The 24,667-nt window shown below is 73.9% G+C and carries 23 protein-coding genes and 1 riboswitch; of the genes, 7 read left to right on the top strand and 16 right to left on the bottom strand.

Annotated elements, in window-relative coordinates; translation table 11 throughout:
- Nucleotides 1-110 precede the first annotated feature (110 nt).
- Together sucD and sucC are read right to left on the bottom strand one after the other, a co-directional pair.
- The gene (gene sucD, locus EDD33_RS04970; protein ID WP_123389357.1) at nucleotides 111-1,007 is read right to left on the bottom strand and encodes a succinate--CoA ligase subunit alpha; all 897 of its coding nucleotides are present in this window, start codon (nucleotides 1,005-1,007) and stop codon (nucleotides 111-113) included.
- A 3-nt stretch (nucleotides 1,008-1,010) separates the two neighbouring features.
- A complete protein-coding gene (gene sucC / locus EDD33_RS04965) occupies nucleotides 1,011-2,183 on the bottom strand; it encodes an ADP-forming succinate--CoA ligase subunit beta (protein ID WP_123389356.1) in 1,173 nt (390 codons plus the stop codon).
- A gap of 119 nt (nucleotides 2,184-2,302) precedes the next feature.
- Between sucC and EDD33_RS04960 the strand changes: the two genes are divergently transcribed.
- Nucleotides 2,303-3,184 (top strand): alpha/beta fold hydrolase, encoded by an 882-nt coding sequence (locus EDD33_RS04960; protein WP_123389355.1) that lies wholly within the window; start codon nucleotides 2,303-2,305, stop codon nucleotides 3,182-3,184.
- Nucleotides 3,185-3,187: 3 nt separating this feature from the next.
- Here the strand turns inward: EDD33_RS04960 and EDD33_RS04955 are convergent, their stop codons facing one another.
- On the bottom strand, nucleotides 3,188-3,592 hold the full coding sequence (locus EDD33_RS04955) for a cobalamin B12-binding domain-containing protein (RefSeq protein WP_211332418.1): 405 nt from the start codon (nucleotides 3,590-3,592) through the stop codon (nucleotides 3,188-3,190).
- Nucleotides 3,593-3,803: 211 nt separating this feature from the next.
- Between EDD33_RS04955 and EDD33_RS04950 the strand changes: the two genes are divergently transcribed.
- A complete protein-coding gene (locus EDD33_RS04950) occupies nucleotides 3,804-4,775 on the top strand; it encodes a M23 family metallopeptidase (RefSeq protein ID WP_211332417.1) in 972 nt (323 codons plus the stop codon).
- Between the two features lie 38 nt (nucleotides 4,776-4,813).
- Here the strand turns inward: EDD33_RS04950 and pcrA are convergent, their stop codons facing one another.
- Nucleotides 4,814-7,255: a DNA helicase PcrA gene (gene pcrA, locus EDD33_RS04945; RefSeq protein ID WP_123389354.1), complete on the bottom strand. Its 2,442-nt coding sequence runs from the start codon at nucleotides 7,253-7,255 to the stop codon at nucleotides 4,814-4,816.
- A gap of 108 nt (nucleotides 7,256-7,363) precedes the next feature.
- Between pcrA and EDD33_RS04940 the strand changes: the two genes are divergently transcribed.
- Complete coding sequence (locus EDD33_RS04940) at nucleotides 7,364-8,176, top strand: matrixin family metalloprotease (RefSeq protein WP_148076938.1); 813 nt, start codon at nucleotides 7,364-7,366, stop codon at nucleotides 8,174-8,176.
- Between the two features lie 22 nt (nucleotides 8,177-8,198).
- On the opposite strand, the gene EDD33_RS04935 is transcribed toward EDD33_RS04940, so the two are convergent.
- From EDD33_RS04935 to EDD33_RS04910, 6 genes are all read right to left on the bottom strand, one after another.
- A complete protein-coding gene (locus EDD33_RS04935) occupies nucleotides 8,199-9,551 on the bottom strand; it encodes a threonine/serine exporter family protein (RefSeq protein WP_123389352.1) in 1,353 nt (450 codons plus the stop codon).
- 72 nt (nucleotides 9,552-9,623) lie between these two features.
- On the bottom strand, nucleotides 9,624-10,232 hold the full coding sequence (locus EDD33_RS04930) for a response regulator transcription factor (protein WP_123389351.1): 609 nt from the start codon (nucleotides 10,230-10,232) through the stop codon (nucleotides 9,624-9,626).
- A complete protein-coding gene (locus tag EDD33_RS04925; RefSeq protein ID WP_123389350.1) occupies nucleotides 10,229-11,467 on the bottom strand; it encodes a sensor histidine kinase in 1,239 nt (412 codons plus the stop codon). Before EDD33_RS04925 ends, EDD33_RS04930 begins: the two co-directional genes overlap by 4 nt.
- Before the next feature lie 49 nt (nucleotides 11,468-11,516).
- The gene (locus EDD33_RS04920; RefSeq protein ID WP_123389349.1) at nucleotides 11,517-12,323 is read right to left on the bottom strand and encodes an ABC transporter permease; all 807 of its coding nucleotides are present in this window, start codon (nucleotides 12,321-12,323) and stop codon (nucleotides 11,517-11,519) included.
- Nucleotides 12,320-13,309 carry an ABC transporter ATP-binding protein gene (locus tag EDD33_RS04915; protein ID WP_123389348.1) on the bottom strand — a complete coding sequence of 330 codons (990 nt, stop codon included), beginning with the start codon at nucleotides 13,307-13,309 and terminating at the stop codon, nucleotides 12,320-12,322. The genes EDD33_RS04920 and EDD33_RS04915 overlap by 4 nt, the downstream gene beginning before the upstream one ends.
- A 158-nt stretch (nucleotides 13,310-13,467) precedes the next feature.
- Complete coding sequence (locus tag EDD33_RS04910; protein ID WP_123389347.1) at nucleotides 13,468-13,824, bottom strand: hypothetical protein; 357 nt, start codon at nucleotides 13,822-13,824, stop codon at nucleotides 13,468-13,470.
- A gap of 76 nt (nucleotides 13,825-13,900) precedes the next feature.
- Between EDD33_RS04910 and EDD33_RS04905 the strand changes: the two genes are divergently transcribed.
- The gene (locus tag EDD33_RS04905) at nucleotides 13,901-14,350 is read left to right on the top strand and encodes a hypothetical protein (protein ID WP_123389346.1); all 450 of its coding nucleotides are present in this window, start codon (nucleotides 13,901-13,903) and stop codon (nucleotides 14,348-14,350) included.
- Nucleotides 14,351-14,369: 19 nt separating this feature from the next.
- Here the strand turns inward: EDD33_RS04905 and malQ are convergent, their stop codons facing one another.
- Together malQ and EDD33_RS04895 are read right to left on the bottom strand one after the other, a co-directional pair.
- A complete protein-coding gene (gene malQ / locus EDD33_RS04900) occupies nucleotides 14,370-15,791 on the bottom strand; it encodes a 4-alpha-glucanotransferase (protein WP_123389345.1) in 1,422 nt (473 codons plus the stop codon).
- 48 nt (nucleotides 15,792-15,839) lie between these two features.
- Nucleotides 15,840-16,157 (bottom strand): hypothetical protein, encoded by a 318-nt coding sequence (locus tag EDD33_RS04895; RefSeq protein ID WP_123389344.1) that lies wholly within the window; start codon nucleotides 16,155-16,157, stop codon nucleotides 15,840-15,842.
- A 116-nt stretch (nucleotides 16,158-16,273) separates the two neighbouring features.
- Between EDD33_RS04895 and EDD33_RS04890 the strand changes: the two genes are divergently transcribed.
- The 3 genes from EDD33_RS04890 to EDD33_RS04880 all read left to right on the top strand — a co-directional run bounded on the left by EDD33_RS04890 (nucleotide 16,274) and on the right by EDD33_RS04880 (nucleotide 19,909).
- The gene (locus tag EDD33_RS04890; RefSeq protein WP_170169701.1) at nucleotides 16,274-16,885 is read left to right on the top strand and encodes a TetR/AcrR family transcriptional regulator; all 612 of its coding nucleotides are present in this window, start codon (nucleotides 16,274-16,276) and stop codon (nucleotides 16,883-16,885) included.
- Nucleotides 16,886-16,957: 72 nt separating this feature from the next.
- The gene (locus EDD33_RS04885) at nucleotides 16,958-19,273 is read left to right on the top strand and encodes an MMPL family transporter (protein ID WP_123389342.1); all 2,316 of its coding nucleotides are present in this window, start codon (nucleotides 16,958-16,960) and stop codon (nucleotides 19,271-19,273) included.
- 164 nt (nucleotides 19,274-19,437) lie between these two features.
- Nucleotides 19,438-19,578: riboswitch (cyclic di-AMP (ydaO/yuaA leader) on the top strand.
- 1 nt (nucleotide 19,579) lies between these two features.
- Complete coding sequence (locus EDD33_RS04880) at nucleotides 19,580-19,909, top strand: transglycosylase family protein (RefSeq protein WP_123389341.1); 330 nt, start codon at nucleotides 19,580-19,582, stop codon at nucleotides 19,907-19,909.
- A gap of 38 nt (nucleotides 19,910-19,947) precedes the next feature.
- Here the strand turns inward: EDD33_RS04880 and EDD33_RS04875 are convergent, their stop codons facing one another.
- The 4 genes from EDD33_RS04875 to EDD33_RS04860 form a co-directional block, all read right to left on the bottom strand.
- Nucleotides 19,948-21,420 (bottom strand): hypothetical protein, encoded by a 1,473-nt coding sequence (locus EDD33_RS04875; protein ID WP_123389340.1) that lies wholly within the window; start codon nucleotides 21,418-21,420, stop codon nucleotides 19,948-19,950.
- A gap of 58 nt (nucleotides 21,421-21,478) precedes the next feature.
- Nucleotides 21,479-22,360, bottom strand: coding sequence for a T3SS (YopN, CesT) and YbjN peptide-binding chaperone 1 (locus tag EDD33_RS04870; protein WP_123389339.1), 882 nt, complete (start codon nucleotides 22,358-22,360; stop codon nucleotides 21,479-21,481).
- 89 nt (nucleotides 22,361-22,449) lie between these two features.
- The gene (locus tag EDD33_RS04865; protein ID WP_123389338.1) at nucleotides 22,450-23,163 is read right to left on the bottom strand and encodes a hypothetical protein; all 714 of its coding nucleotides are present in this window, start codon (nucleotides 23,161-23,163) and stop codon (nucleotides 22,450-22,452) included.
- A gap of 145 nt (nucleotides 23,164-23,308) precedes the next feature.
- A complete protein-coding gene (locus EDD33_RS04860; protein ID WP_123389337.1) occupies nucleotides 23,309-24,526 on the bottom strand; it encodes a threonine synthase in 1,218 nt (405 codons plus the stop codon).
- Between the last annotated feature and the right edge of the window lie 141 nt (nucleotides 24,527-24,667).

Raw genomic sequence — 24,667 nt, 5'->3', positions numbered from 1 at the left:
CGGTGTGCGGTGTGTGAGGAGGCAGTTCGGGTTCATCACCTGGGAAACCGGCCCCGGACGCGAGCGAGCCCCCGTCCGCCGGGGCGGAGGGGGGCTCGCGTCGAGGTGGGTCAGAGCGCCTGCAGGATGTCCCGCATCAGCTGGGCGGTCTCGGACGGCGTCTTGCCGACCTTGACCCCGGCGGCCTCGAGGGCCTCCTTCTTGCCCTGGGCGGTGCCCGCGCCGTCGGAGACGATGGCGCCGGCGTGGCCCATGGTCTTGCCCTCCGGAGCGGTGAAGCCGGCGACGTAGCCGACGACCGGCTTGGTCACGTGCTCCTTGATGTACGCCGCGGCCTTCTCCTCCGCGTCGCCACCGATCTCGCCGATCATCACGATCGCCTTGGTGTCGGGGTCGTTCTCGAACGCCTCGAGGGCGTCGATGTGCGTGGTCCCGATGATCGGGTCGCCGCCGATGCCGATGGCGGTCGAGAAGCCGAAGTCCTTGAGCTCGAACATCATCTGGTAGGTCAGCGTGCCCGACTTCGAGACCAGCCCGACCGGGCCGGAGCCGGAGATCGTGGCGGGCGTGATGCCGGCCAGCGCCTCGCCCGGCGTGATGATGCCGGGGCAGTTGGGCCCGATGATGCGGGTCTGCTTGCCCTGCGCGTAGGCCCAGAACTCCGCGGAGTCCTGCACCGGCACGCCCTCGGTGATGATCACCAGCAGGCCGATCTCGGCGTCGATGGCCTCGATGACGGCGTCCTTGGTGAACGCCGGCGGCACGAAGGCGACCGACACGTCGGCGCCGGTCTCCTTGATCGCCTCGGCGACCGAGCCGAACACGGGGAGCTCGACGTCGTTGCCGTCCGGGTCCTGGTGGGTGACGGTCGTGCCGGCCTTGCGGGCGTTGACGCCGCCCACGATGTTGGTGCCGGCCTTGAGCATCAGGCGGGTGTGCTTGGTGCCCTCACCGCCGGTGATGCCCTGGACGATGACCTTGGAATCCTTGTTGAGGAAGATCGACATCTCTCACGCACCAGCCTTCGCAGCGAGCTCGGCGGCCTTGTCGGCCGCGCCGTCCATGGTCTGCTCGATGACCACCAGCGGGTGGTCGGCCTCCGCGAGGATGCGGCGGCCCTCCTCGACGTTGTTGCCGTCGAGGCGTACGACGAGCGGCTTGTTGGCCTCGTCGCCCAGGATGTCGAGCGCGCTGACGATGCCGTTGGCGACCGCGTCGCAGGAGGTGATGCCACCGAAGACGTTGACGAACACGCTCTTGACCTGCTCGTCGTTGAGGATGACGTCGAGGCCGTCGGCCATCACCTGCGCCGACGCGCCGCCGCCGATGTCGAGGAAGTTGGCCGGCTTCTGGCCGCCGTGGGCCTCACCGGCGTACGCCACGACGTCGAGGGTGGACATGACCAGCCCGGCGCCGTTGCCGATGATGCCGACCGAGCCGTCGAGCTTGACGTAGTTCAGGCCCTTGGCCTTGGCCTTGGCCTCGAGCGGGTCGGCCGCGTCCTTGTCCTCGAACTGCGCGTGGTCCTCGTGGCGGAAGTCGGCGTTCTCGTCGAGCGAGACCTTGCCGTCGAGCGCCTCGAGGACGTCGCCCTCGAGCCGGGCGAGCGGGTTGACCTCGACCAGCGTGGCGTCCTCCTCGACGAAGACCGTCCAGAGCTGCTGGACCATGCTGATCGCCTGGTCGCGCAACTCGGCCGGGAAGCCGACCTCCTCGACGATCGCGGTGGCCTTGGCCTCGTCGACGCCGGTGCCGGCGTCGATCGCGATCTTCTTCACCGCGTCGGGGTTGGTCTTGGCGACCTCCTCGATCTCCACACCGCCCTCGACCGAGGCGATGCACAGGTAGGAGCGGTTGGAGCGGTCCAGCAGGAAGGAGAAGTAGTACTCCTCCACCGGCGGGGTCGCCGGCGTGACCAGCACCCGGTTGACCGGCAGGTCCTTGATGGTCAGCGCGAGGATCGCCTCGGCGTGCTGCTGCGCCTCGTCCGGGGTCTTGGCGATCTTGACGCCGCCGGCCTTGCCGCGGCCTCCGGCCTTGACCTGCGCCTTGATCACGGTGACGCCACCGATCTCCTCGGCGGCGGCCTTGGCCTCCTCGGCGGTCGTGACGACCGTGCCGAGCGTCGCCTTCACACCATGCTTGGCGAAGAGTTCCTTCGCTTGGTACTCCATCAGGTCCACGGGTCGACCGCTCCTTCGAGTTCTCGTCGGTTGTGGCGGCGCGCGCAGGACGGAGCCGACGGCCACCTCCGAGCGACCTTAGACCGGTTCGGGCCCTCGTGGCACCGTAGGGTCGCCTCGTGCAGCCCACCGAGACCGAGGTCACAGCAGCCACGGTCCCCGCCGTGACGCTCCGCCTCACCGAGCACGGCGACCCCACCGCGCGCACCCACGTGGTGCTGCTGCACGGCTACCCCGACGACCGCACGCTGTGGGACGACGTCGTCCCCCGGCTGCCCGCCGACTGGCACCTGGTGGTGCCCGACATGCGGGGCGCCGGGCGCTCGGAGGCGCCGACCGAGCGGGCGGCGTACGACGTGGCGCTGCTCGTCGAGGACGTGGTGGCCGTCGTTCGGGCGACCGTCCCCGACGGCGAGCCGTTCCACCTCGTGGGCCACGACTGGGGCGCGATCATCGGCTGGGACGTCGTGGCCGCCGCCACCCGCGACCCACGGCTGCGCGGCCGGCTGGTCTCCTTCACCTCCGTCAGCGGCTTCCCGCTCGACCACCTCTACGCCCGGCTCGCCGACGGCCCGCGCCGGTGGGCGCTGCTGCCCCAGCTGCTGCACAGCTGGTACGCCTACGTCTTCTGCCTGCCTCGGGTCCCGGAGTGGTTGTGGGGTCGGGGACAACGCACGCTGCGGCGGCTCGGGGAGCGGCTCGACCCCACCTCCCACACGCTGGCGTGGGGACCCGACCTGGGTCGAGCGGCGCTGCCGGGGCTCTCGCTCTACCGGCAGAACCTGCGCCGCCGTCCGGCTGCGTGGCGCACCGACGTGCCGGTGCTCGTCGTGCTGGGCCGGCACGACACCTTCATCCACCCCGTCAGCCTCGACGGGCTCGGCGCGCGCTGCAGCGACGTGGTGCGGGTGCGGCTGGAGACCGGCCACTGGGTGCCGCGCTCGGAGCCCGAGCGGCTGGCCGGGCTCGTCACCGAGCACGTCCGCGCACACGGCGGCTGAGTCTCAGGCAGGCGTCTCCGGGGAGTCCGCGAAGTGCTCGGTGACCCAGCCGGTGATCTCGCCGGTGGTCGCGCCCGGGGTGAAGATCTTGGCCACGCCGAGCTCCTGGAGCGGGGCGACGTCCTCCTCGGGGACGATGCCCCCGCCGAAGACGACGATGTCGCGGGCGTCCCGCTCCCCCAGCAGCTCGATGATGCGCCGGAACAGCGTCATGTGGGCGCCGGAGAGCACGGACAGGCCGATCAGGTCGGCGTCCTCCTGCAGGGCGGTCTCGACGATCTGCTCGGGGGTCTGGTGCAGACCCGTGTAGACGACCTCGTGGCCCGCGTCGCGCAGCGCCCGCGCGACCACCTTGGCGCCCCGGTCGTGCCCGTCGAGTCCCGGCTTGGCCACCACGATGCGCAACATGCCAGGCAGGCTAGCCGAGGCGGGGGGTCCTGTGAGCAGCCCCACAGCAGGGGGCCGTTCCCCTGCGGGCGAGGCGTCGTTGATCCACACTGACCACGCCCTCGATTTCGTCTCGGGCCGACTCCTGGCTATCGTGGCGGGTCGTTTGACCTTCTACCAACCGGGTGGAGTACCCACTCCTTCCTCGACGACACGCAGGAGAGGCCGACACATGGCACAGCACCGGGGACAGCACCGGGCGACGCACCGCGGTGACCGCCGCGTCGGCGACGCCCGTGCCGCGACCCCGGTCGTGGGTCGCCGTCGTGCCGAGACCCCGCCGTCGCTGCTGGCGCGGGCCTCCTCCTCCGTCCGGACCGGCGCCCGTGGCGTCGTCCCGTCGCTGTCCTCCCTGGCCACCTCGGTCGGCACCGCCGCCGGCCCCCGCTGGCGCCACCGCCTCGCCGTGCTGCCCAGCGCCCTCGGCGTCGTGGCCCTGGTGGCCGCCGGCACCGGCGCGGTCGCCGCAGGCGAGGAGCTCCCCGGCCCCCGCGCCGTCACCGCGGCCGCCCAGGCCCGGGCCATCTCCGCCGGCACCGACGGCCAGGGCGCCGTCCGCAGCACGCAGGTCGACGACCGCGAGGCAGCGATCAGCCGTGACTCCGAGCGCCAGGCCCTCCAGGACGCCGCCGAGGTCCGTCTCCAGCGCGCCGCCGAGGAGCAGGCCGCCGAGCGCAACGCCGAGCTCAAGCAGCTCGGCCGTGCTGCCGAGGCGCGCGCCGGCGAGATCGCCGAGAAGGCCGAGAACGCCTGGGTCCTGCCGACCACCGGCTACCGCCTGACCGCGCGGTTCGGCATGGCCGGTGGGCTCTGGTCCTCCGACCACACCGGCCTCGACTTCGCGGCCCCCGCGGGCACGCCGATCGTGGCCGTCGCGAGCGGCACGATCAAGGAGACCGGCTACGCCGGCGCCTACGGCAACCGCACCATCATGACGCTGGCCGACGGCACCGAGGTCTACTACTGCCACCAGACGTCCATCGGCGTCTCCCCCGGCGACAAGGTGATCGCGGGCCAGCAGATCGGCACCGTCGGCAGCACCGGCAACAGCACCGGCCCCCACCTGCACCTCGAGGTGCGTCCCGGTGGCGGCGACCCGGTCGACCCCTACCAGGCGCTGACCTTCCACGGCCTCAAGCCGTAGCCCCCGCCGCGCTGAGCGAGCGGAGTCGCCGCGAGGCGCTAGAGCTTCTCGACGGGCGCGTAGCGCAGCAGCAGCCGCTTGACGCCCTCGGTGCCGAAGTCGACCGAGGCCACCGCGTTGTCGCCGGCGCCCTCGAGCGCGATCACGGTGCCCAGGCCGAAGCTGTCGTGCTGCACCCGGTCGCCGGGGTCGAGCGAGGGCACCGGACGGCTCGCCTTGGCCTTCTGCGCGGCGTCGCGCTTGGCCGTCACGGTGCCGAACTGACGCTGCGGAGGCGCGGCGCGACGTGATCCGAAGCCGAGCTGCGGGCGGTTCCACGACGTCATCGCGGCCTCGGTGCGGCGCCAGTCGACCAGGTCGACCGGGAGCTCGTCGACGAACCGCGAGGCCGGGTTGTGCTGGGGGGCGCCCCACGCCGAGCGGACGACCGCACGGGAGACGTAGAGCCGCTCGCGGGCGCGGGTCAGGCCGACGTAGGCCAGCCGCCGCTCCTCCTCGAGCTCCACCTTGTCGCCCAGCGAGCGCAGGTGGGGGAAGACGCCGTCCTCGAGCCCGGTGAGGAACACGACCGGGAACTCCAGGCCCTTGGCGGTGTGCAGGGTCATCAGGGTCACCACGCCGGGCGTCGGGGCGTCGTCACCCTCGCCGTCGGGCGGGTTGTCGGGGATCTGGTCGGAGTCGGCCACCAGGGCCACCCGCTCCAGGAAGTCGGTCAGCCCCGGCGGGTCGGCCTCGCCCGCCTCGACCTCGGCCGGGTCGGCGGACGGGCCGACGACCGGGTCCTCGGAGAACTCGCGGGCGACCGCCACCAGCTCGGCCAGGTTCTCGACCCGGGTCTCGTCCTGCGGGTCCTCGGACTCCTCGAGCTCCTTGAGGTAGCCGCTGCGGGTGAGCGCCTGCTCCAGCACCACGTCGACGCGCTCCCCCGCGGCCACCATCTGCTGGAGCTGCTCGACGACGTCGACGAAGCCCTGGATCGCCTTGAGCGAACGGGTGGCGATGCCCGGCGCGTCCTTCGCCCGCTGCAGCGCCTCCCAGAAGGTGAGTCGGTCGCGCTGGGCCAGCGCCTCGACGCAGGCCTCCGCGCGGTCGCCGATGCCGCGCTTGGGGGTGTTGAGGATGCGGCGCAGCGAGACCGAGTCGGCCGGGTTGGCCAGGACGCGGAGGTAGGCCAGGGCGTCGCGCACCTCGCGGCGCTCGTAGAACCGCACGCCGCCGACGACCTTGTAGGGCAGGCCGACCCGGATGAAGACCTCCTCGAACACCCGCGACTGGGCGTTGGTGCGGTAGAACACCGCCACGTCGCCGGCCCGGGCCTGACCGTCGTCGGTCAGCCTGTCGATCTCCTCGGCCACGAACCGGGCCTCGTCGTGCTCGTCGTCGCCGACGTAGCCCACGATGCCGCTGCCCTGGCCCGCGTCGGTCCACAGCTGCTTGGGCTTGCGGCTCTCGTTGCGGCTGATCACCGCGTTGGCCGCGGTGAGGATGGTCTGGGTGGAGCGGTAGTTCTGCTCGAGCAGGATCGTGCGCGCGTCGACGAAGTCCTGCCCGAAGTCCATGATGTTGCGGATGTTGGCCCCGCGGAAGGCATAGATCGACTGGTCGGCGTCGCCGACCACCATCAGCTCCGCGGCCGGCACCTCCTCGCCGCCCGGCGTGGGCCCGGTCGTGGGCTCCTCCAGGCGCTGCGCGCAGAGCTCGTGGATCAGGGCGTACTGCGCGTGGTTGGTGTCCTGGTACTCGTCGACGAGCACGTGCCGGAACCGCCGCCGCCAGCCCTCGCGCACCGCCGGGAAGGCCCGGAACAGGTGGACGGTGAGCATCAGCAGGTCGTCGAAGTCGAGCGCGTTGGCCTGGGTGAGACGGCGTTGGTACTCCGCGTAGGCCGAGGCGTAGACCTCCTCCTGGGTGTTCTCGGCCGCCTTGGCGGCGTCCTCGTGGTCCTGCAGCTCGTTCTTGGCGTTGCTGACCCAGTTGAGGATCGCGCGCGGGGGGAACCGCTTGGCGTCGAGGTCGAGGTCCTTGCAGACCAGCGTCATCAGGCGCTTGGAGTCCGCGGCGTCGTAGATCGTGAAGTTGGACTTGAAGCCGAACTTGTCGATCTCCTTGCGCAGGATGCGCACGCAGGCGGAGTGGAACGTCGAGACCCACATGATGCGGGCGCGGCCCCCGACCAGCTCCTCCACGCGCTCGCGCATCTCGGCGGCGGCCTTGTTGGTGAAGGTGATGGCGAGGATCGAGCCGGGGTGGGCGCCGCGCTCGGAGATCAGCCAGGCGATCCGGCGGGTGAGCACGCGGGTCTTGCCCGAGCCGGCACCGGCGACGACCAGCAGCGGTGACCCCTCGTGGACGACCGCCTCGCGCTGCGGGTCGTTGAGGCCGTCGAGCAGCTGCTCGCGGGTGGGCCGCCCGCGTCGGCCGCGCGGGGGCTCGGTCTCGGGGGCGGGGGCCAGGCCGGGGAGGGGGAACTGCGCGCTCATGTCCGGACCACACTACGTCCGCGCTCCGACAGCGTCGCGTGCCGCCTCGACGGCCCCGGGACGTCGCGCCCACCGGTGCCGTCTGGCCCGGTCTGGGACGATCGGGGGGTGCCTGCCCCGCGTCGTACGCCGCTCCGCACGGTGTCCCGCCCGCGCGACGAGGCCGGCTCCGGCGGGCTGCGCAACCTGTTCGTGACGCTGCTGACGGTGGTGCTGGTCGGCGGTCTCGCCGTCGCGGTGCCGACGCTGCTGCCCGCGGTGCTGCGGCCGCTCGTCGGCGGCGAGGACCCCGGCACGGCCGGGACGGCGGCTGCCGGGCCGGGCAGCTTCGCCTTCGCCGCCACCCAGCGGGGCCGGCCCCGGGTGCCGGTGACCTGGAGCAGCTGCGACCCGGTGCGCGTCGAGGTCAACCTCGACGGGGCCCCGGACCCGCGCACCGGCCTGGACCACGTGCGCCGGGCCATGTCCCGGATCAACGAGGCCACCGGCCTGCGCCTGGAGTACGCCGGCCGCTCCTCGGCACGACCTCGTTGGGACCAGGGCCGGGTCGAGCTGGGGCCGGGCGACCTCGGCGACCCCGACCCCGTCCTGGTGACCTTCTCCGACGCCGACGAGGTGCCCGCGCTGGAGGGGCGGGTGGCCGGGCTCGGTGGCAGCGTGGTCGTCGAGCGCGGCGGCTGGCGGCGCTACCTCACCGGCCAGGTGACGCTGGACCGCGAGGCCCTCGCGGAGCTGCAGGACCGGCCCGACGGCGACGCCGTGGCCGCCGCGATCACGCTCCACGAGTTCGGTCACCTCGTCGGCCTCGACCACGTCGAGGACCCCCGCGAGCTGATGCACGCCACGACCACGACCCAACGCGACCTCGGCCCCGGCGACCTGCGCGGGCTGCAGGCCCTCGGCCGGGGCCGCTGCACCTAGGTCGCCGGGGACCGCTCGCGGGTCAGGCGCCGGCGCTGGTGCCGCGCGTACGACGCGCCAGGTGGCTGTGCATCACGCCCACCATGCGCGGGCCGGAGAGCCGGTCCTCGATGCGGCGCGCGTTGCGGCGCAGCGGCTGGGCGACGTACTCCCCCAGGATCACGCCGGCGGCCAGCGCGATCGTGGTGGCCGCCGCCGCCGAGAGCTGCAGGATGCCGAGGGTGTCGCCGTCGGACATGTAGCTCAGCCCGCGGTAGATCGTCAGGCCCGGCAGCATCGGCACCAGCGCGGGCACCACGACCACCAGCGGCGGCACCCGGACCCGTCCGGCCACCGCGTAGCTGAGCAGGCCGATGATCACCGCCGCGACGGCGGCCGCCCACGGACGGGCGTCACGGGGGTCGAGCACGGCGAGGTAGCCGAGGTGGCCCGCGACGGTGCTCATCGCGATGGCGGGCAGCGAGCGCAGCGGGGCGTAGCTGGTGAACGCGAAGGCGCACGCCGCGACCACCGCGCCGACCAGCACCAGCGGCGGCGCGGCCAGCTCGATCCGGCCGGGCCGCAGCCCGATGGTGCTGACCCCGAGGCCCGGAGCGAGGGCCAGGCCGGCGGAGACGCCCGCGATAAGGCCCGCCGTGGCGAGCAGCGCCTCGATGATCCGCGCGCCGGAGGTCAGGTAGAAGCCGCTCAGGGCGTCCTGGATCGCGCCCATGAACCCGATGCCGGAGAGCAGCATCACGATGTTGGCCGTGATGACCAGCGAGACGTCGACGGCGAGGCCGGCGCGCTCGGCCACCACCGCGGCCACCAGGGCCAGGACGGTGGCGACCAGGCCGCCGGCCGCCTGCTGGTAGAACATCGGCCAGCGCTGGCGGTTGAGGGTGCGCATCAGCACCGTGATCGCCACGCCCGCCAGGAACGCCACCGAGGTGACCAGGGCGTCGCCGTCGAGGAGCAGCGCGATGCCGGCCCCCACGACGCCGCTGCCGACGACCGCCGACCACACCGGCAGGTAGTGGTCGGTGGAGTTGATCCAGGCCACCCGGCGACGGGCCTCGGCGACGTCGACGCGGTCGCGCATCACGTCGTTGACCAGACCCTGCACCCGGGTCAGGTCGTCGTAGTCGATGTCGCGCTGCGCCACGTTGCGGGTGAGCAGGACGGGCGGCTCCTCGGGGTCGGCCTGGTAGCTCATCCGCAGCAGCGTGAACGTCACGTCGATGTCGGCGTTGGGCAGCCCGCAGTGCCGCGTCAGGCCCAGCATGGTCGCCGTGACGTCGGCCGCCCCGGCGCCGGAGGACAGCAGGATCTCCCCGACCCGGAGCGCCAGGTCGAGGACCCTGTAGGTCTCGCGCGCATCACTCACGCCCGCCATTGTGGGGGCCGCGGAGCCGCAGTGCGAGACGTCGTCGTGGCGCCCGTGAGGGGTCTCACACGGGGGCGGGGCTCAGCTGATCCAGCCCATCCGCCGGGCCGTCGCGACCGCCTCGTGACGGTTGGCCGCGCCGAGCTTGGCGGCGGCCGTGGAGAGGTAGTTGCGGACCGTCCCGGGCGAGAGGTGGACCCGGCCGGCGACCCGGTCGACCGGCGCGCCGTCGGCCGCGGCCTCGAGGACGTCGGCCTCGCGCGGGGTCAGCGGCGAGTCGCCGGCCGCGATCGCCTCCGCCGCCAGCTCGGGGTCGACGTGGCGACCACCGGCGTGGACGGTGCGGACCACCTCGGCCAGGGTCACCGCCGACGTCGTCTTGGGCAGGAAGCCACGCACCCCGACCGCGAGCGCCCGCTTGAGGTGGCCCGGGCGTCCGTGGCTGGTCACGATCATGCAGGCGACCCCGGGCTGCTCCCGGTGGATCCGCTCCGCGACCTCGAGGCCGTCGAGCCCGGGCATCTGCAGGTCGAGGACCGCGACGTCGGGGGCGTCGAGGCGGCAGGCGGCCAGCGCGTCGTCCCCGGTGGCGGCCTGGGCCACCACCGTCAGGTCGTCCTCCAGCTCGAGCATCTGGGCCAGCGCGCCCCGGATGAGGTGCTCGTCGTCGGCCAGCAGCACCCGGATCACCGGACCTCCCCGGTGGTCGCGGTCGTCCGGCTCGCGGCGGTCGAGGCGGGGGTCTCGCCTCGCGGGGCATCGTCCTGCGGGGAGTCGTCCTGCAGCAGCAGCCGCACCGTGAAGCCCGCCCCGGTGGACCCGGACTCCAGCCGGGCCCCGAGCGGGGCGAGGTCGACCGCCAGGGTCCGCAGGCCGCTGCCGTCGCCGGGCGCCGCGGCGGCGGGACCGCCGTCGTCGCTCACCTCGACGCCGGTTGCGTCGCAGCGGATCCGGACGTGGGTGGCGGTGGAGTGACGCAGCACGTTGGTGACGGCCTCGCGGACGACCCGCGCGGCGGGCTCGTGCCAGGCGTCGGGCAGATCGGCGAGGTCGGCGTCGCAGGCGATGCCGGCGGAGCGCAGCAGCGAGACCGCGCCGTCGAGCTCCTGGCGCAGGTCGAGCGGGCGGTAGCCCCGGGCCAGCTCGCGCGCCTCCCGCAGGGCGTCGTGCGCGGTGGCGCGCACCTCGAGGATCCTGCCGGCCGCACGCTCGTCGCCGCGGCGGGCCAGGGTGGCCGCCAGCTCGGCCTGCACGGCGATGGTCGAGAGCCGTCGGCCCAGGACGTCGTGCACGTCGCGGGAGAAGCGCAGCCGCTCCTCGGCGACGGCCAGCGCTGCCTGGTGGCGCCGGCCACGGTCCAGCTCGGTGACCACGCCGAGCAGCCACAGCGAGCTCTGCACGGTGAAGAGGAAGAACGCACTGATGCCCAGGGCGTAGACCGCGACGCCCAGGCTGCCCGAGGCGACGTACGCCGCGACGGCGGCCGCTCCGAGCACGCCCGCGTGCAGCCGCGGGGTCGCCAGCGCGCCCACGGCGAACGCGAGGCTGCCGAAGGCGATCACCACGAGCGGCCCCGACTCGGCACCGGGCAGCGCCAGCGCCCAGGCCCACAGCCCCGACGACACGGCCACCATCGGGAGCAGGAGGCGCCACGGCACGTCCGGGGCGCCGCGGTGGTGGCCCACGTGACGGACGTCGAGACCGTGGCGCAGCACGAGCGTGGCGAGCACCCCGAGGACCAGGCAGGCCAGCCCGGCCACCGCGGCGCGGGACGTGTCGCCGAGGCGGGCACCGGCGGCGAGCAGGCCCATCGCCAGCAGGAACCAGGCGACGGCGTACAGCGAGCCGCGGGTGTAGAGGTCGACGCGCGCCACGTCCGAGCGCCCGGACCAGCCGGGGACGTGCAACGGCAGGGTGCGGCTCACCGGGCGATCCTCTCAGGTGGGGCGATGTCGCCGGGGGTCCTGACGAGCGTCAGGAGCGGGGCTCCCAGCGCAGCGAGCGTCGGGCCAGCACCACGGCGAACGCGGTCCAGGCGACCAGGACGAGCACGGGCTGCGCCGAGGCGCCCCACGTCTCCAGGAACGACAGCGACCCGCCACCGGACTCCTGCCCGAACCACGCGACGCGCAGCAGCTCGTTGACGGCCGCGCCGGGGAGCAGCTCGATCCACCGGTGCAGGTCCTCGGGGAAGACCGGCAGCATGAAGCCGAGGAACGCGAGCAGGATGACCGGCCCGCTGGTGAGCTGGGCGGCCTCGGCGTTGCGGGTCCAGGCCGCGGTCCACAGCGCGAAGGCCGCGAAGGTGACGATCGACAGCAGCACGCCGAGCAGGAGCAGCACCGGGTTCAGCGGCAGGTCCAGCCCGCCGGCGAGCGCGACCGGTACGCAGACCACCGCGACGGCCAGCACGATCGCCGCACCGGGCAGCGCCATCGAGGTGAGCAGCTCGCGGTCGCGGACCTCGCCGGTGCGCAGCCGCTTGAGCACCAGCTCGTCGCGGCGGGTGACGAACATCGAGAGCAGGTTGTAGTAGCCGGGGAAGGTCAGCGCCATCACCAGCGTGGTCCCGATGGCGGCCACCCCGGCGTTGACGTCGCCGCCGCTGCGCTCGGCGGTGAACAGCAGCACCAGCGGGAACAGCGGCAGCGCGAAGGCGTAGAGCATCGTGGTGCGGTTGCGCACCATGAGCGTCCAGTTGCTGCGACCCAGGCTGAGCGTCCGGCGCAGCCCGGCGTGGCGGGAGGCGGGGGCAGGAGCGGGGGCGGTCGAGGTGGTCATCGGACGTCCTCCAGGACGGCGTCGGTCTCGGGGTGGGGGGCGGAGCGGTGCTCGGGGTCCGGGGCGGGTGCGCCGTCGCGCTCGGCGGCGACGTCGAGGAAGACCGACTCGAGGCTGGCGGTGCGGGCGCTGAGCCGCTCGAGGACGACGCCGTGGTCGCGGGCGCTCACCAGCAGCTCGGTCAGCGCCGGCTGCAGGTCGGTGACCCGGAGCACGGTGAGCTCGCCGTCCCGGTCGTGGTCGCCGTCCGGGAGCGGCAGTGCGCGGTCCGGCGTACGGAAGGAGATGTGGGAGGGGTGGTCGGCCACGATCTGCGCGACGGTGCCCTCACGGACGATCTCGCCGGCCCGCATGATCGAGACGCAGTCGGCCAGCGCCTCGACCTCGTCGAGGTAGTGCGTGGTCAGCAGCACCGTGGCGCCCTGCTGGCGCAGGTCGCGCACCAGCTCCCAGACCGAGCGGCGGCTCTCGGGGTCCAGGCCGGTGGTGGGCTCGTCGAGCATGACCACCTCGGGCCGGCCCATCAGTGCGCAGGCGATGTCGACGCGGCGGTGCTCGCCGCCCGAGAGCCCGCGCATGCGGACGTCGGCCCGGTCGGTGAGGTCGAGCAGCGCGAGCGACTCCTCGACCGGTCGTGGCGAGGTCACCGTCGCGGCCCACATCTGCAGGGTCTCGCGCACCGTGAGGTCGCCGACGAAGCCGCTGCGCTGGAGCAGCACGCCGGTGCGGCGACGTACGGCGGGACGGTCGGCCACCGGGTCGAGCCCGAGCACCCGCACCTCCCCCTCGCTGGCGGGCGCCAGTCCCTCGACGACCTCCAGCGTGGAGGTCTTGCCGGCACCGTTGACGCCGAGCAGGGTGTGGATGGTGCCCGGGGCGACGTCGAGGTCGACGCCGCGGACCGCCTCGAAGGAGTCGGTGCCGCTGCCGTAGCGGCGTCGCAGTCCCCGGATCGAGACGGCGGGCTGTGCTGCTGTCGTGGTCATGGCACCACCCTGCTCGCAACGGCGCCCGCCCAGTAGTGCCAGGCGTCACCGGTCGACCGCGGTCGCTCACGGGCGGGCGATGACATCTGTCATGCCGGGACGGCCGTGGCGCCGTCGGCGGGTGGGACGACCGGACGCTGCGGCCCGGCGACCAGCACTCAGGTGTGCGCCGGCGCCCAGAACAGGGCGACCGCGACGTCGAGGACGCTCAGCCCCAGGAGCGCGGCGTACACGCCCGTGCTGATGCGCGGCCGGCGCACGTGGGCCATCGCCAGCCCGAGCACCACCAGGCCCACCACCAGCTTGACGCCGATCTTGGCGTGGTCGACCGGCTCGTCGCCTGCCTCGAGCACCCCGACCAGGAGCAGTCCGGCGACGAACGCGGTGCCCGCACCGTCGCGGACCAGCCAGGTGATGCGGCGCTCGGGCTCGCGGAGCTGGGCCAGGAGACCGCCGACGAGGGCGACGAAGCCGAGGACGTGCACGAAGAGCAGGACGAGTCGCAGGATCTCCACGGGCGGCACCGTACCGAGGCGGAACTGGCCTGTGGACGACGCCCCACGGGCCCGTCCCGCGGGGCAGCCTGGGCCCATGACACCGCGACCACCCGACCCTGACCACCTCCGCGCCGAGCTCGACCGCATGGTCGTCCGCGGGCAGCAGGACCTGCAGCGGCTCTGGGAGCTGCTGATGGCGCCGCTCGGGTTCTCCGCGCGCTCGCTGTGGGTCACCTTCCTCGATCCCGACGGCCGTCCGCTCCCCCAGCTCCTGGAGGTCGGCGAGCTCCCCGACGAGGCCGCCGACGAGGGGGTGCAGGGGTTGTTCGAGCTCCTCACGCACGTGCTGGGCGAGGGCCTCGACGGCCTCGGGGTCGCGTTCCTCGTGGTGCGACCCGGCCGGGCCGGGCTCGTCGAGGACGACCGCCGGCTCGCCCGGTCGCTGCTCACCGCGGCGCGCGAGGCCGGGATCGTCTGCCACCCCGTCCACGTCGCCGACGACCTCCGGCTGCTGCCGGTCACGCCTGACGACCTGGCGGCCTGAGCGCTGGTCCGCCGACGGGTCAGTCGGCCGGGAGCCGGTCCGTCTCCTCCACCAGCGCACGGAGGCGGGTGGCGAGGTCGGGGGTGAACGCGCCGGGCGCGCTCTGCCAGCCCCAGTTGCCGGTGGCGGTGCCGGGGGTGTTCATCCGGGCCTCGGAACCGAGGGCCAGCAGGTCCTGGGCGGGTACGACGGCCAGGCGGGCCGTCGAGGTCAGGGCCAGGTGCACCAGGGCCCAGGGCATCGGCTCACCGGCCGGGAGGTGGCGGCGCACCCGGCGGCGGGCATTGCGGTCCAGCTCGGACCACCAGCCGAGCGTGGTGTCGTTGTCGTGGGTGCCGGTGTAGACGACGGAGTCCTCGCCGTGGAACCGCGGCAGGTAGGGGTTGTCGCGGCCGCCGTCGAAGGCGAACTGCAGCACCTTCATCCCCGGCAGCCCGGCGGCGGTCCGCAGCTCGTCGACGGCCGGCGTGATCACACCGAGGTCCTCGGCGACCAGGGTGCCCTCACCCGCGGTCTCGACGAGCGCGGCCAGCACCTCGTGGCCCGGCCCCTCGACCCAGGCTCCGTCGCGGGCGGTCGGCGCCTCGACAGGCACGTGCCAGGCGGCCTCGAAGCCCCGGAAGTGGTCGATGCGCACCAGGTCGAACAGCTCGCGCTGCCGGGCGATCCGGCGACGCCACCAGCCGAAGTCGTCGGCGGCCATCGCCACCCAGTCGTAGTGGGGGTTGTTCCACCGCTGGCCGTCGGCGGCGAAGTAGTCCGGCGGCACGCCCGTCACGGTGGTCGGGCGGCCCTCGGCGTCGAGCCGGAACATCGCCCGGTCGGCCCACACGTCGGCGCTGTCGGGCGCCACGAAGATCGGGAGGTCGCCGAAGGTGAGCACCCCGCGCTCCGCGGCGTACGTCGTCAGCGCGCGCCACTGCTCGTCGAAGACCCACTGCTCGAGCCGGACCGCGTCGAGGCGGTCGGCGTGCGGGGCCAGTGCGGCGGCGACCTCGGCGGGCACCCGGTCGCGGAGCCCGGGCTCCCAGGTGGTCCAGGGGGCGCGGTCGTGGAGCTCGCGCAGCACGGTGAACTCGGCGTACGGCTCCAGCCAGACCGCGTGCTGCTCGCACCACGCGTCGTGCTGGGTGCGCTGCTCGGGCGAGAGCTCGGCGAGCGTGCCGAGCCCGTGCTCGCGGCGCAGGTCGTCGCTGATCAGCAGGGGGTTGCCGGCCATCGCCGAGAGGGAGTTGTACGGCGAGGCCTCGTCCTCGTGCACCGGCACGAGCGGCAGCAGCTGCCACACCGTCGCGCCCGCGTCGGCGAGCCAGTCGACGAAGGCGTACGCCGAGCCGCCCAGGTCGCCACCGGGCAGCGAGGTGACGTGCAGCAGCACGCCGGCACGGCGGGTGCCGAGCGGGGAGGGGGCCGCCTCGCGCAGCTCCTGGGCGTCGGACATGGCTCTCCCGGGGACGGCGCGACCCCGGCGGCCGCGTGCGCGTCGAGCCTAGTGGCCGCGCGTGCCCGCCGGGCCGCCGGTGACGAGGTCGAGCACGGGGGCGTGCTCGCGGGCGGCGGCCAGCACCGCGTCGTACCTCGCGGCGGGCTCGGGCCCGCGCAGCTGCACGTCGAACCGGACCTCGCCGTCGCTCCCCTGCACCGGGGCGACCGCGACCTCGTCGACCCGCACGCCCAGCCGTCCCGCACAGTGGAGGTGCCAGGACTCCTGCCACGCCACCAGCCCGCCGAGCGCCTGCCGCAGCGCAGGGGCAGCGGTCAGGGTGGTCGGGGCGGCCGGGCTGTCGAGCAGAGCGGCGTGCGTCACGGGGGCCTCCTGGGTGGCGGATTCCCACAGTAACTCTACTAAGACACTCTTGTTAAGAGAGGGCCTCCCTCACCCCCATGTGCACCCGTGTGGATGGCAGTGCAAAAATGCACTCCGTGACCGAGAGTGCAACCTCTGCCCCGCCTGTCGGCACCGGCCGGGCGGCGAAGCGTGAGCAGACGCTGCACGACATCGTCACCGCCGCCCGCCGGCTGGCCGTCGAGCACGGCATCGACGGGTTCACCATGGACGACCTCGCCGGCGCTGCCGGGGTCTCGCGCCGCACGCTGTTCAACTACGTCCCCGGCAAGGACGACGCCGTCATCGGCGCTCCCCCGGTGATCGCCGCCGAGGTCTTCACCACCTTCGTGGCGGGCGGGCCGCACGGCAGCCTGGTCGAGGACCTCGCCGAGATCGTGGTCCAGGTCCTCCGCGAGCGCCCCGAGAGCCCCGAGGAGGTGGCGCTGGGGCGTGCCGCCATGCAGGCCAACCCACGGTTGATCGCCCACGCGCTCGACCGGCTGCAGGAGCTGGTCGAGTCCTGCCTGGGCTACGTCGAGCAGCGCGAGGGGGCGGCGTACGACCGGCAGCGGTTCGACGTCGCGCTCACCCTCGTCGTCGCCTGCCTGCACCTCGCGATGGATCGCTTCCTGACCGGCGACCACGGCACCGACCTGGCGCCGCTGTTCCTCGCCACCCTGCACACGGCGCGCGACCTGCTCGCCTGACCCACCCCACCGCACCCGCCCCAGCCCGCCCGACCCGATCGCCCCGATCACCCCCGCCTCTCGAGGAGAGACATGGCCACCCTGCTCCACCGCCTCGGCACCTTCGCGTTCCGCCGCTGGCCCGTCGTCGTCGCTGCCTGGCTGCTCGTCGTCATCGGCGCCGGCACCCTGGCCGCCACCGTCAGCAAGCCGATGGAGGACACCTTCACCATCCCGGGCATCCCCGCGCTGCAGGCGCAGGAGCTGCAGCAGTACCTCTTCCCCGAGGCCGAGGACGCCCAGGACCTCGCCACGGTCAACGTCGTGGTCGCCGCTCCCGAGGGAGAGTCGCTGCGCGAGCAGCCGTACTCCGGCGAGGTGGAGGACCTCGTCGCCGCGCTCCAGGACCTTCCCCAGATGCCCGACGAGCCGAAGCTGGCCGACCCGGTCACCGCCTCGGACGCGCAGTTCGAGCGGGCCGTCTCGGGTGCCGTCGAGGCGGGTACGCCGCAGCGCGTCGCCGAGGAGAACGCCCGGGCCCTCCTCCCGCTGGGCCAGGACGACCGGATCGGCGTCATCACCTGGGACTTCGACGTCGCCTCCCCCGCCGACGTCGAGCCCGCGACCCGCGAGGCCCTGCTGGACGCGCTCGCGGACGCCCGCGACGCCGGCCTGACCGCCGAGGTCAACGGCTCGGGGCTGCAGGCCATCCCCGAGGTCGGCGGCACCAGCGAGCTGGTCGGCATCGCCGTCGCGGCTGTGGTCCTGATCATCACCTTCGGCTCGCTGGTCGCGGCCGGCCTGCCCATCCTGACCGCGCTGATCGGCGTCGCCCTGGGCATCCTCGGCATCAGCATCGCCACGGCACTGACCACCATCGGCACCACCACCCCGATCCTGGCCACGATGATCGGCCTGGCGGTCGGCATCGACTACACGCTGTTCATCCTGGCCCGCTACCGCACGGAGCTGCGGCGTACCGACGACCGGCGGGCCGCCGTCGGCATCGCGGTCGGCACCGCGGGCTCGGCCGTGGTGTTCGCCGGCCTGACCGTGCTGATCGCGCTCGGCGCGCTGAGCATCGTGGGGATCCCGTTCCTGACCTCGATGGGTCTCGCGGCCGCCGGCACGGTGTTCCTCGCCGTGCTGGTCGCCCTCACCCTGCTGCCGGCCCTGCTCGGCATGTTGGGCGGCAAGGCCTTCGCGGGGCGGGTGCGACGCCGCGAGGACAAGCGCGACGCCCACGGCCTCGCCGTCAACAACGGCGTCCGCTGGGCCCGGCTCGTCGGGCGTGCCCCGGTCGTCGTGGTGCTGCTGGTCGTGGTCGGCCTCGGCGCGCTCGCCGTGCCCCTGCAGAGCCTCCAGCTCTCGCTGCCGACCGACTCCACCTCCGCCGTCGACACCACCCAGCGCAAGGCCTCCGACCTGGTCAGCGAGGCCTTCGGCCCCGGTCGTGAAGCACCGCTGCTGCTGGTCGTCGACGCCCGCCGCACCCCCGGCCAGCAGTCGGCGCAGCAGGCCTTCGGCGACGTCGTCGCCTGGGCCGCCGGGCAGGACGGCGTCGCCAACGCCCAGGTCGTCGCCACCAGCGGCGACGGGGTCGGTGCGCAGGTGCTCGTCACCCCCCAGGGCGGCCCGTCGGACCAGGGCACGCTCGACCTGCTCGACCGGTTGCGCAGCGACCAGTCCGACATCGAGGCCGAGACCGGCACCCGGCTGGGCGTCACCGGCATCACCGCCATCCAGACCGACGTCTCCGAGCGGCTCACCGAGGCACTGCCGATCTACCTCGCCGTCGTGGTCGGCCTGGCGTTCCTGCTGCTGATGCTCGTCTTCCGGTCGCTCCTGGTGCCGCTGACCGCGACCCTGGGCTTCCTGCTCTCGGTGCTCGCCACGCTCGGCGCCACCGTCCTGGTCTTCCAGGAGGGCGCGCTCGGTCTGGTCGAGGGCCAGCCGCTGGTCAGCTTCATGCCGATCATCGTCATCGGCATCGTGTTCGGGCTGGCGATGGACTACCAGGTGTTCCTGGTGACCCGGATGCGCGAGGCGTTCGTGCACGGGATGTCGGCCCGGGAGGCGGTCGTCGACGGGTTCCGCAACAGCGCCCGTGTCGTCGCCGCGGCGGCCACGATCATGATCTCGGTCTTCGCCGCCTTCGTGCTGCAGGACGACCCGCTGATCCAGTCCATCGGGTTCGCCCTCGCCGCCGCGGTGTTCTTCGACGCCTTCGTGGTGCGGATGGCGCTGATCCCGGCCGTGATGTACCTCCTCGGCGACAAGGCCTGGTGGCTCCCCCGCTGGATCGCGCGGGTGCTCCCCGAGGTCGACGTGGAGGGCGAGCGGCTGCAGCGGCCGACCGCGACGAGCCGCGAGGCCGCCCCCGAGCGCGACCTGGCCCCCACGCCCTGACGCGCGTCCCCGGGCAGGCTCGGCACGGCACCGGACTAGTAGGTCGGTGCCGTGCCGAACCACCCGCCCGGGTCAGCGACAACCCCGTTCACCCGGGGTTAGGGTGCGTTGTCCCGCGTCGCGGGGCGTCCCCCCGTGACCGCCGAGTCCTGTCCGCGCGGGGGTGTCACACGAACCTTTCGGACAGGAGCGGGGAACCCAGGTTTCCCGGACCGCACCGCGGTCCTCGGGGTGAAGTCACGACAGTGACCGGGCTCCCCGGCCCGAACCCGACAGCTAACCTCGCAGGCGCGTGGAGGAACCCTCATGCGCAAGCTCGTCCTGTCGCTGCTCGCTGCCTTCGTCCTGGCGCTCCCGGTGCTCACCGGTCCCGCCGCCGAGGCCGCGACCGCGCGCACCTGGAACCGGATGGCCCACTGCGAGTCGACCAGCCGGTGGCACGTCAACACCGGCAACGGCTACTACGGCGGTCTGCAGATCAGCCCCCGCACCTGGCGTGCCTTCGGCGGCAAGAAGTTCGCCCGGCTGCCCCACCGCGCCACCAAGGTCGAGCAGATCCGCGTGGCCGAGCGGATCAAGCGCAACCAGGGCTGGGGCGCGTGGCCCCACTGCTCGCGCGCCATCGGCGTCCGCTGACCTGACCTGCCGGTGAGGCCCGTCCGTCCGGGCGGGCCTCAGCCGCGGGCGGCGCCGTACCCCAGCAGCGCGGCCAGCCCGAGCGCGCTGCGCGGGGCGTAGGCCGTGCGCCACAACCCGCCGTGGCACGCGGCGTACGCCTCGTCCTGCCAGGGCTGCTCGTGGCGCGGGCCGCCCTGCGTGTGCAGGTCGTGCACCAGCAGCGCGGCCATCAGCACGTTGGAGGTCGCCGGCTCGAAGACCTCCACGCCGAAGCGGTGCGCCCCGGCGTACGCCGCCGCGAGGGCCCGGTTCTTGACCACCGAGCGGGTGCGGGTCGGGGGCGCCACGTTCATCGACACCGTGACCCCGTCGTGGCGCGCGACCGTGGCGCGCCAGCGCTGCACGCGCTTGGCGAGGGCGTAGTTGGGCCCCTGCTGCGGGACCAGCGAGTCGTTGACGCCCGGGTCGGAGCCGGCGACGTACTGCCGCCGGAGCAGCCGCCCGCCCGACAGGGTCCGCAGCGGCCGGCCCAGCGTCTTGGAGCGGCCCGACCGGCTCTCGTAGGACGCCGTCGACTGTTCCACGGCCTCCTTCGGCACCACGAACACGTCGGTCGGGGTGGCCAGGAAGCCCAGGGCCGTGTCGCCGCGGTCGGCCAGCAGCCGCCGGCTGAGGTCGTCCACGGCGGTGCTCACCCGGGTGTTGGTCGCGCCGTCGGCGTAGACGTAGTTGCCGACCACGAGCGTGCCCGGCTGCTCGGCCAGCCACCGCTCGATCGCCGGCACCTGCGCCAGCAGGTCGAGACCGGCCACGTCGTCGAGGGCGCGACCGTCGTCGTCGTGCAGGGTCGGGACCACGACGGTGCCGGACCCGTTGCGGGCCAGGGTCAGGACGCGCTGCCAGATGTCGGGTCGGGGCAGGTCGACGGCGGCGACCCGGGCGCCCCACCGCACCAGGGAGGGCAGCGGGCCCATCTCGGCGCCGGCGCCGAGGACGGCGACGGTGTGTCCCTCGAGGCGGAGCCAGTCGGGGTTGTCGAGCACGCGGTCGACGGCCTCGGCCACGCTCGGCTCGACGACGCCGCGCTCCACCCAGCCGCCCAGGCGGCGCCGGATGCCGGGGCCGCGCAAGCGCTCGCCGTGGTAGGGCAGCACCAGCTCGCGGACCGCCTCGCCCTCACCGGCGACCTCGACCGAGCGCACCGTCGCGCCGTCGTCGGGCCAGTCGGTGAGCCGGTGGTCGTGCCCGTCGGGACCGACGACACGCATCCGCTCGTGCAGCGAGTCGAGGCCGTCGCGGGCCACGGTCACCGCGGCGTCGGGGCCCTCGAGCCCGGCCTCGACGGCGCGCCGGAAGTGCGGGAGGTAGCCGGTGCGCCACGCGGTCTCCTGCTCCGCCGCGCGGGCGCCCGTGGGGTCGACCGCGCGCAACGCGTCGGCCACCACCCCCCGGCCCGTGCGTGACGTGCTGCGCCTGCCCTCGTCGTCGGCCGGGAACACCAGGCCGTGCTCGTCCACCACGTCGGTCATCCTGCCCCATCGTCGGCGATCGACGGGACGCCCCGGTCGGTCGCCCGGCGGACCCGGGTCAGCCGAGGTCGTCGTCGGTGCTCTCCTCGAGGGCGTCGAAGAACAGCGAGCCGCCCACGCGGTCGGCGAGGTCGACGGCCAGCTCGTTGAGCGAGTCCGACAGCGACTCCAGGACGCCGAGCACCTGGTGGGCCACGAACGGGTCGGCGGGCAGCTCGTAGGAGGCCAGCACGGTGTCGCCCGCGAGCTGGAACTTCAGCAGCGGCGTGCGCCGGTTGAGGATCTCGACCTCGATCCGGGCCCGCCGGGCGTCGGAGACCTCGCACACCACGTGGCTGAAGAAGCGCAGCGTCGGCCGGTCCTCGAGCACGCGGATCCAGATCGGCACGACGCCGGTGAAGACGGGGAAGTCGCCCTCGTCGTCGCGCTTGACCTCGGGGCCGTACGACGGGGCGAGGGCCTGCGCGACCATGTCGAGCAGCTCACCACGGGACCCGGCCTCACGGGCCACCTCGCCCAGCCACCCGGGATCGCCGGGACCCGAGCCCGCCTCGTGGAGGAAGTCGGGGTGCACCACGCCCAGCGCCATCCGCAGCGTGTCGGCCAGCACGGCGCACAGCGCCGGCAGGTCGTCGACGAGGGCCCCGCACCACCAGGCCGGGTGGGCGAGGTGGTCGGGCGCCTCCCAGCCGAGCGCGACCAGCGCCGGCTCGACGGCCCGGGGGACGCGGGTGGCCGGCCCGGGCTCCCCCGGCCCACGCACCTCGGCCATGACCAGCTCCCCCAGCCGGGTCAGCACCAGGCGGGTGCCGGTGTCCTCGCCGAGCCCGGCAGGACAGACCACCGCCAGCTCGCCCTCGAGGTGGACCAGGCGCGCGGCGAGGTCGCGCTCGAACCGCTGCCAGGACCGCTCGACCACGTCGTCGAAGCTCGGGCTCACCTGCCCACCCCCTCTGCCGTCGGGCTCAATCTAGGGGGCCGCACCGACGACCCGGGTCTCGTCGCCCGCGCGTGGGGCGCGGCGCGGCCTCAGCGCTGGCGGTCGTAGAGGTCGCGCATCGTCTTCCCGGCCACCTCGACGTCCTCGGGATGGGCGGAGAGGAACACCATCAGCACGTGGTCGGGCTCGTCGTCACCGTCGCTGTCGTAGCTGCGGGCCATCGCCATCGGGGTCGGTCCGTCCTCGCCCTCGGCCGGGACGTCGATCCACCAGGTCCGCTCGTCCAGCGCGCGCATCCGCGGCACCAGCCCCGCGAACGAGCCGGCGTGCTCGGCCAGGGTGCCGCGGTCGCTGACGTCGCACGGCGCGGGGCAGGCGATGCTCTCGATGCGGCCGACGGACGGCGGCTCGTGGCGCGGCTCCGTCGGGAAGGTGCCGCCGTCGTCGGTGCAGGCCCAGCGCGCCGACTCGGCCGAGGACTCCATCTGCATGCAGCCCCAGTAGTCGGGGCCGCGGAACGGCTGCAGACCGTCGAGCTCGAAGGTGTAGGTGTCCTCGCCACTCCCCCACGTCTTCCCCAGCAGCGCGACCTCGCCCGGCGGCGGATCCGCGGCCTCACCCTGCGGCGCGGACGACGGTCCGCCGGAGGGACCGTCGCCGGCCAGGGGCAGCTCCTCGTCACCGAGGACGCGGGTCACCAGCAGCACCACGCCGAGGGCGCCGACCACGAGCGCGAGGGCCAGGACCCCGACGAAGATCTTGAGCCCGGTCGAGGCGCCCCGGCGTTGCGGGGGTGGTGGCACCGCACCCGGTGGGGCCTGTCCGGACGGCCACGGCGGTGGCGGTGGTCCCTGCGGCATCTGGCCCCCCGATCGACTGCGTGCTGGACACCAGCCTAGGGAGCGGCCGTCCCCGGCGTCGGCGTTCCCCCGCGCCCGCCCCGGCGGATCACCGCCGCGGGACGACTCCGTCGCGGGCCAGGGTCGGCACGTCGACGCTGACGGTGTCGGGGTACTTCAGGCCGGTGCCGGTGTTGAGCACCACGACGCGCTCCTGCTCGCCGATCCAGCCGCTCTCCCGCAGCTCGCGGGCCGCCGCCATGCAGGCCGCGCCCTCGGGGCAGACCCAGCTCCCCTCGGCGTGGGCCAGCGCCGTCGTCTCGGCCAGGATGGTCTCGTCGCTGACCGCGATCGCCGTGCCGCCCGACTCGCGGACGGCCTCGAGCACGAGGAAGTCGCCGAGCGCCTTGGGCACGTTGATGCCGAAGGCCAGCGTGTGGGTGCCCTCGACGAGGGTGCTCTCGGTGAGGCCCGCGTGGAAGGCGTCCACGATCGGGGCGCAGCCGGTGGACTGCACGCACACCAGCCGGGGCAGCTTCTCCCCGATCCAGCCCAGCGCCTGGAGCTCCTGCATCGCCTTGTGGATCCCGATCAGCCCGACCCCGCCGCCGGCCGGGTAGAGGATGACGTCGGGCACCTCCCAGCCCAGCTGCTCGGCGATCTCGTAGCCCATCGTCTTCTTGCCCTCGATCCGGTAGGGCTCCTTGAGGGTCGAGACCTCCTGGTAGCCCGGCCGCTGCTCGACCGCCGCCTTGACCAGCGCTCCCGCGTGGTTGATCAGCCCGTCGACGAGGTAGAGCTCGGCGCCGGCGACGACGCACTCGCGGCGGGTGATCTCCGGGGCGTCGACGGGCATCACGATGAGCGAGCCGATGCCCGCGCGGGCGGCGTACACCGACCAGGCGGCGCCGGCGTTGCCGTTGGTCGGCATCGCGACGGCCCGTACGCCGAGCTCGCGGGCCCGGGAGACGCCGACGGCCGCGCCACGGGCCTTGAACGACCCGGTCGGGACCAGGCCCTCGTCCTTCATCATCAGGCCGGGCAGCCCGATCGAGGCGCCGTACGCCGGCAGCGGCAGCATCGGCGTCATGCCCTCGCCCAGCGTGGTGACGTGCGCGGGGTCCCGCACCGGCAGCACCTCGTGGTAGCGCCACAGGTCGTGCGGCCGCGACGCGACCTCCTCCTTGGTCAGCCCCGCCCGCACCTGCTCGAGGTCGTAGCGCGCGAGCAGCGGCTTGCCGGCCGCGCTGACCCCCTGCACCTGGTCGGCGTCGTAGCGCTCGCCGGTGGCGGAGCACTCGAGGTGGGACAGCGAGGAGTAGGGCACGGGTCCTCCGGGGAAGCGGCTGGATCGGGCCGGCCCACCGTAGCGAGCGCGCCCGCTCGGCCGGCGCGCACCAACCGCACGAGCAGGTCGCGGCCCGACGTACGTGACAGGGCCACCCCGGCTAGACCAGTCGGCCCCCCT

Origin of the sequence: Nocardioides aurantiacus, from assembly GCF_003752505.1 — a bacterium.
Classification (GTDB): domain Bacteria; phylum Actinomycetota; class Actinomycetes; order Propionibacteriales; family Nocardioidaceae; genus Marmoricola; species Marmoricola aurantiacus.
Note: the sequence above shows the minus strand (reverse complement) of the source record. Positions and strands in the feature narration are given on the sequence as shown.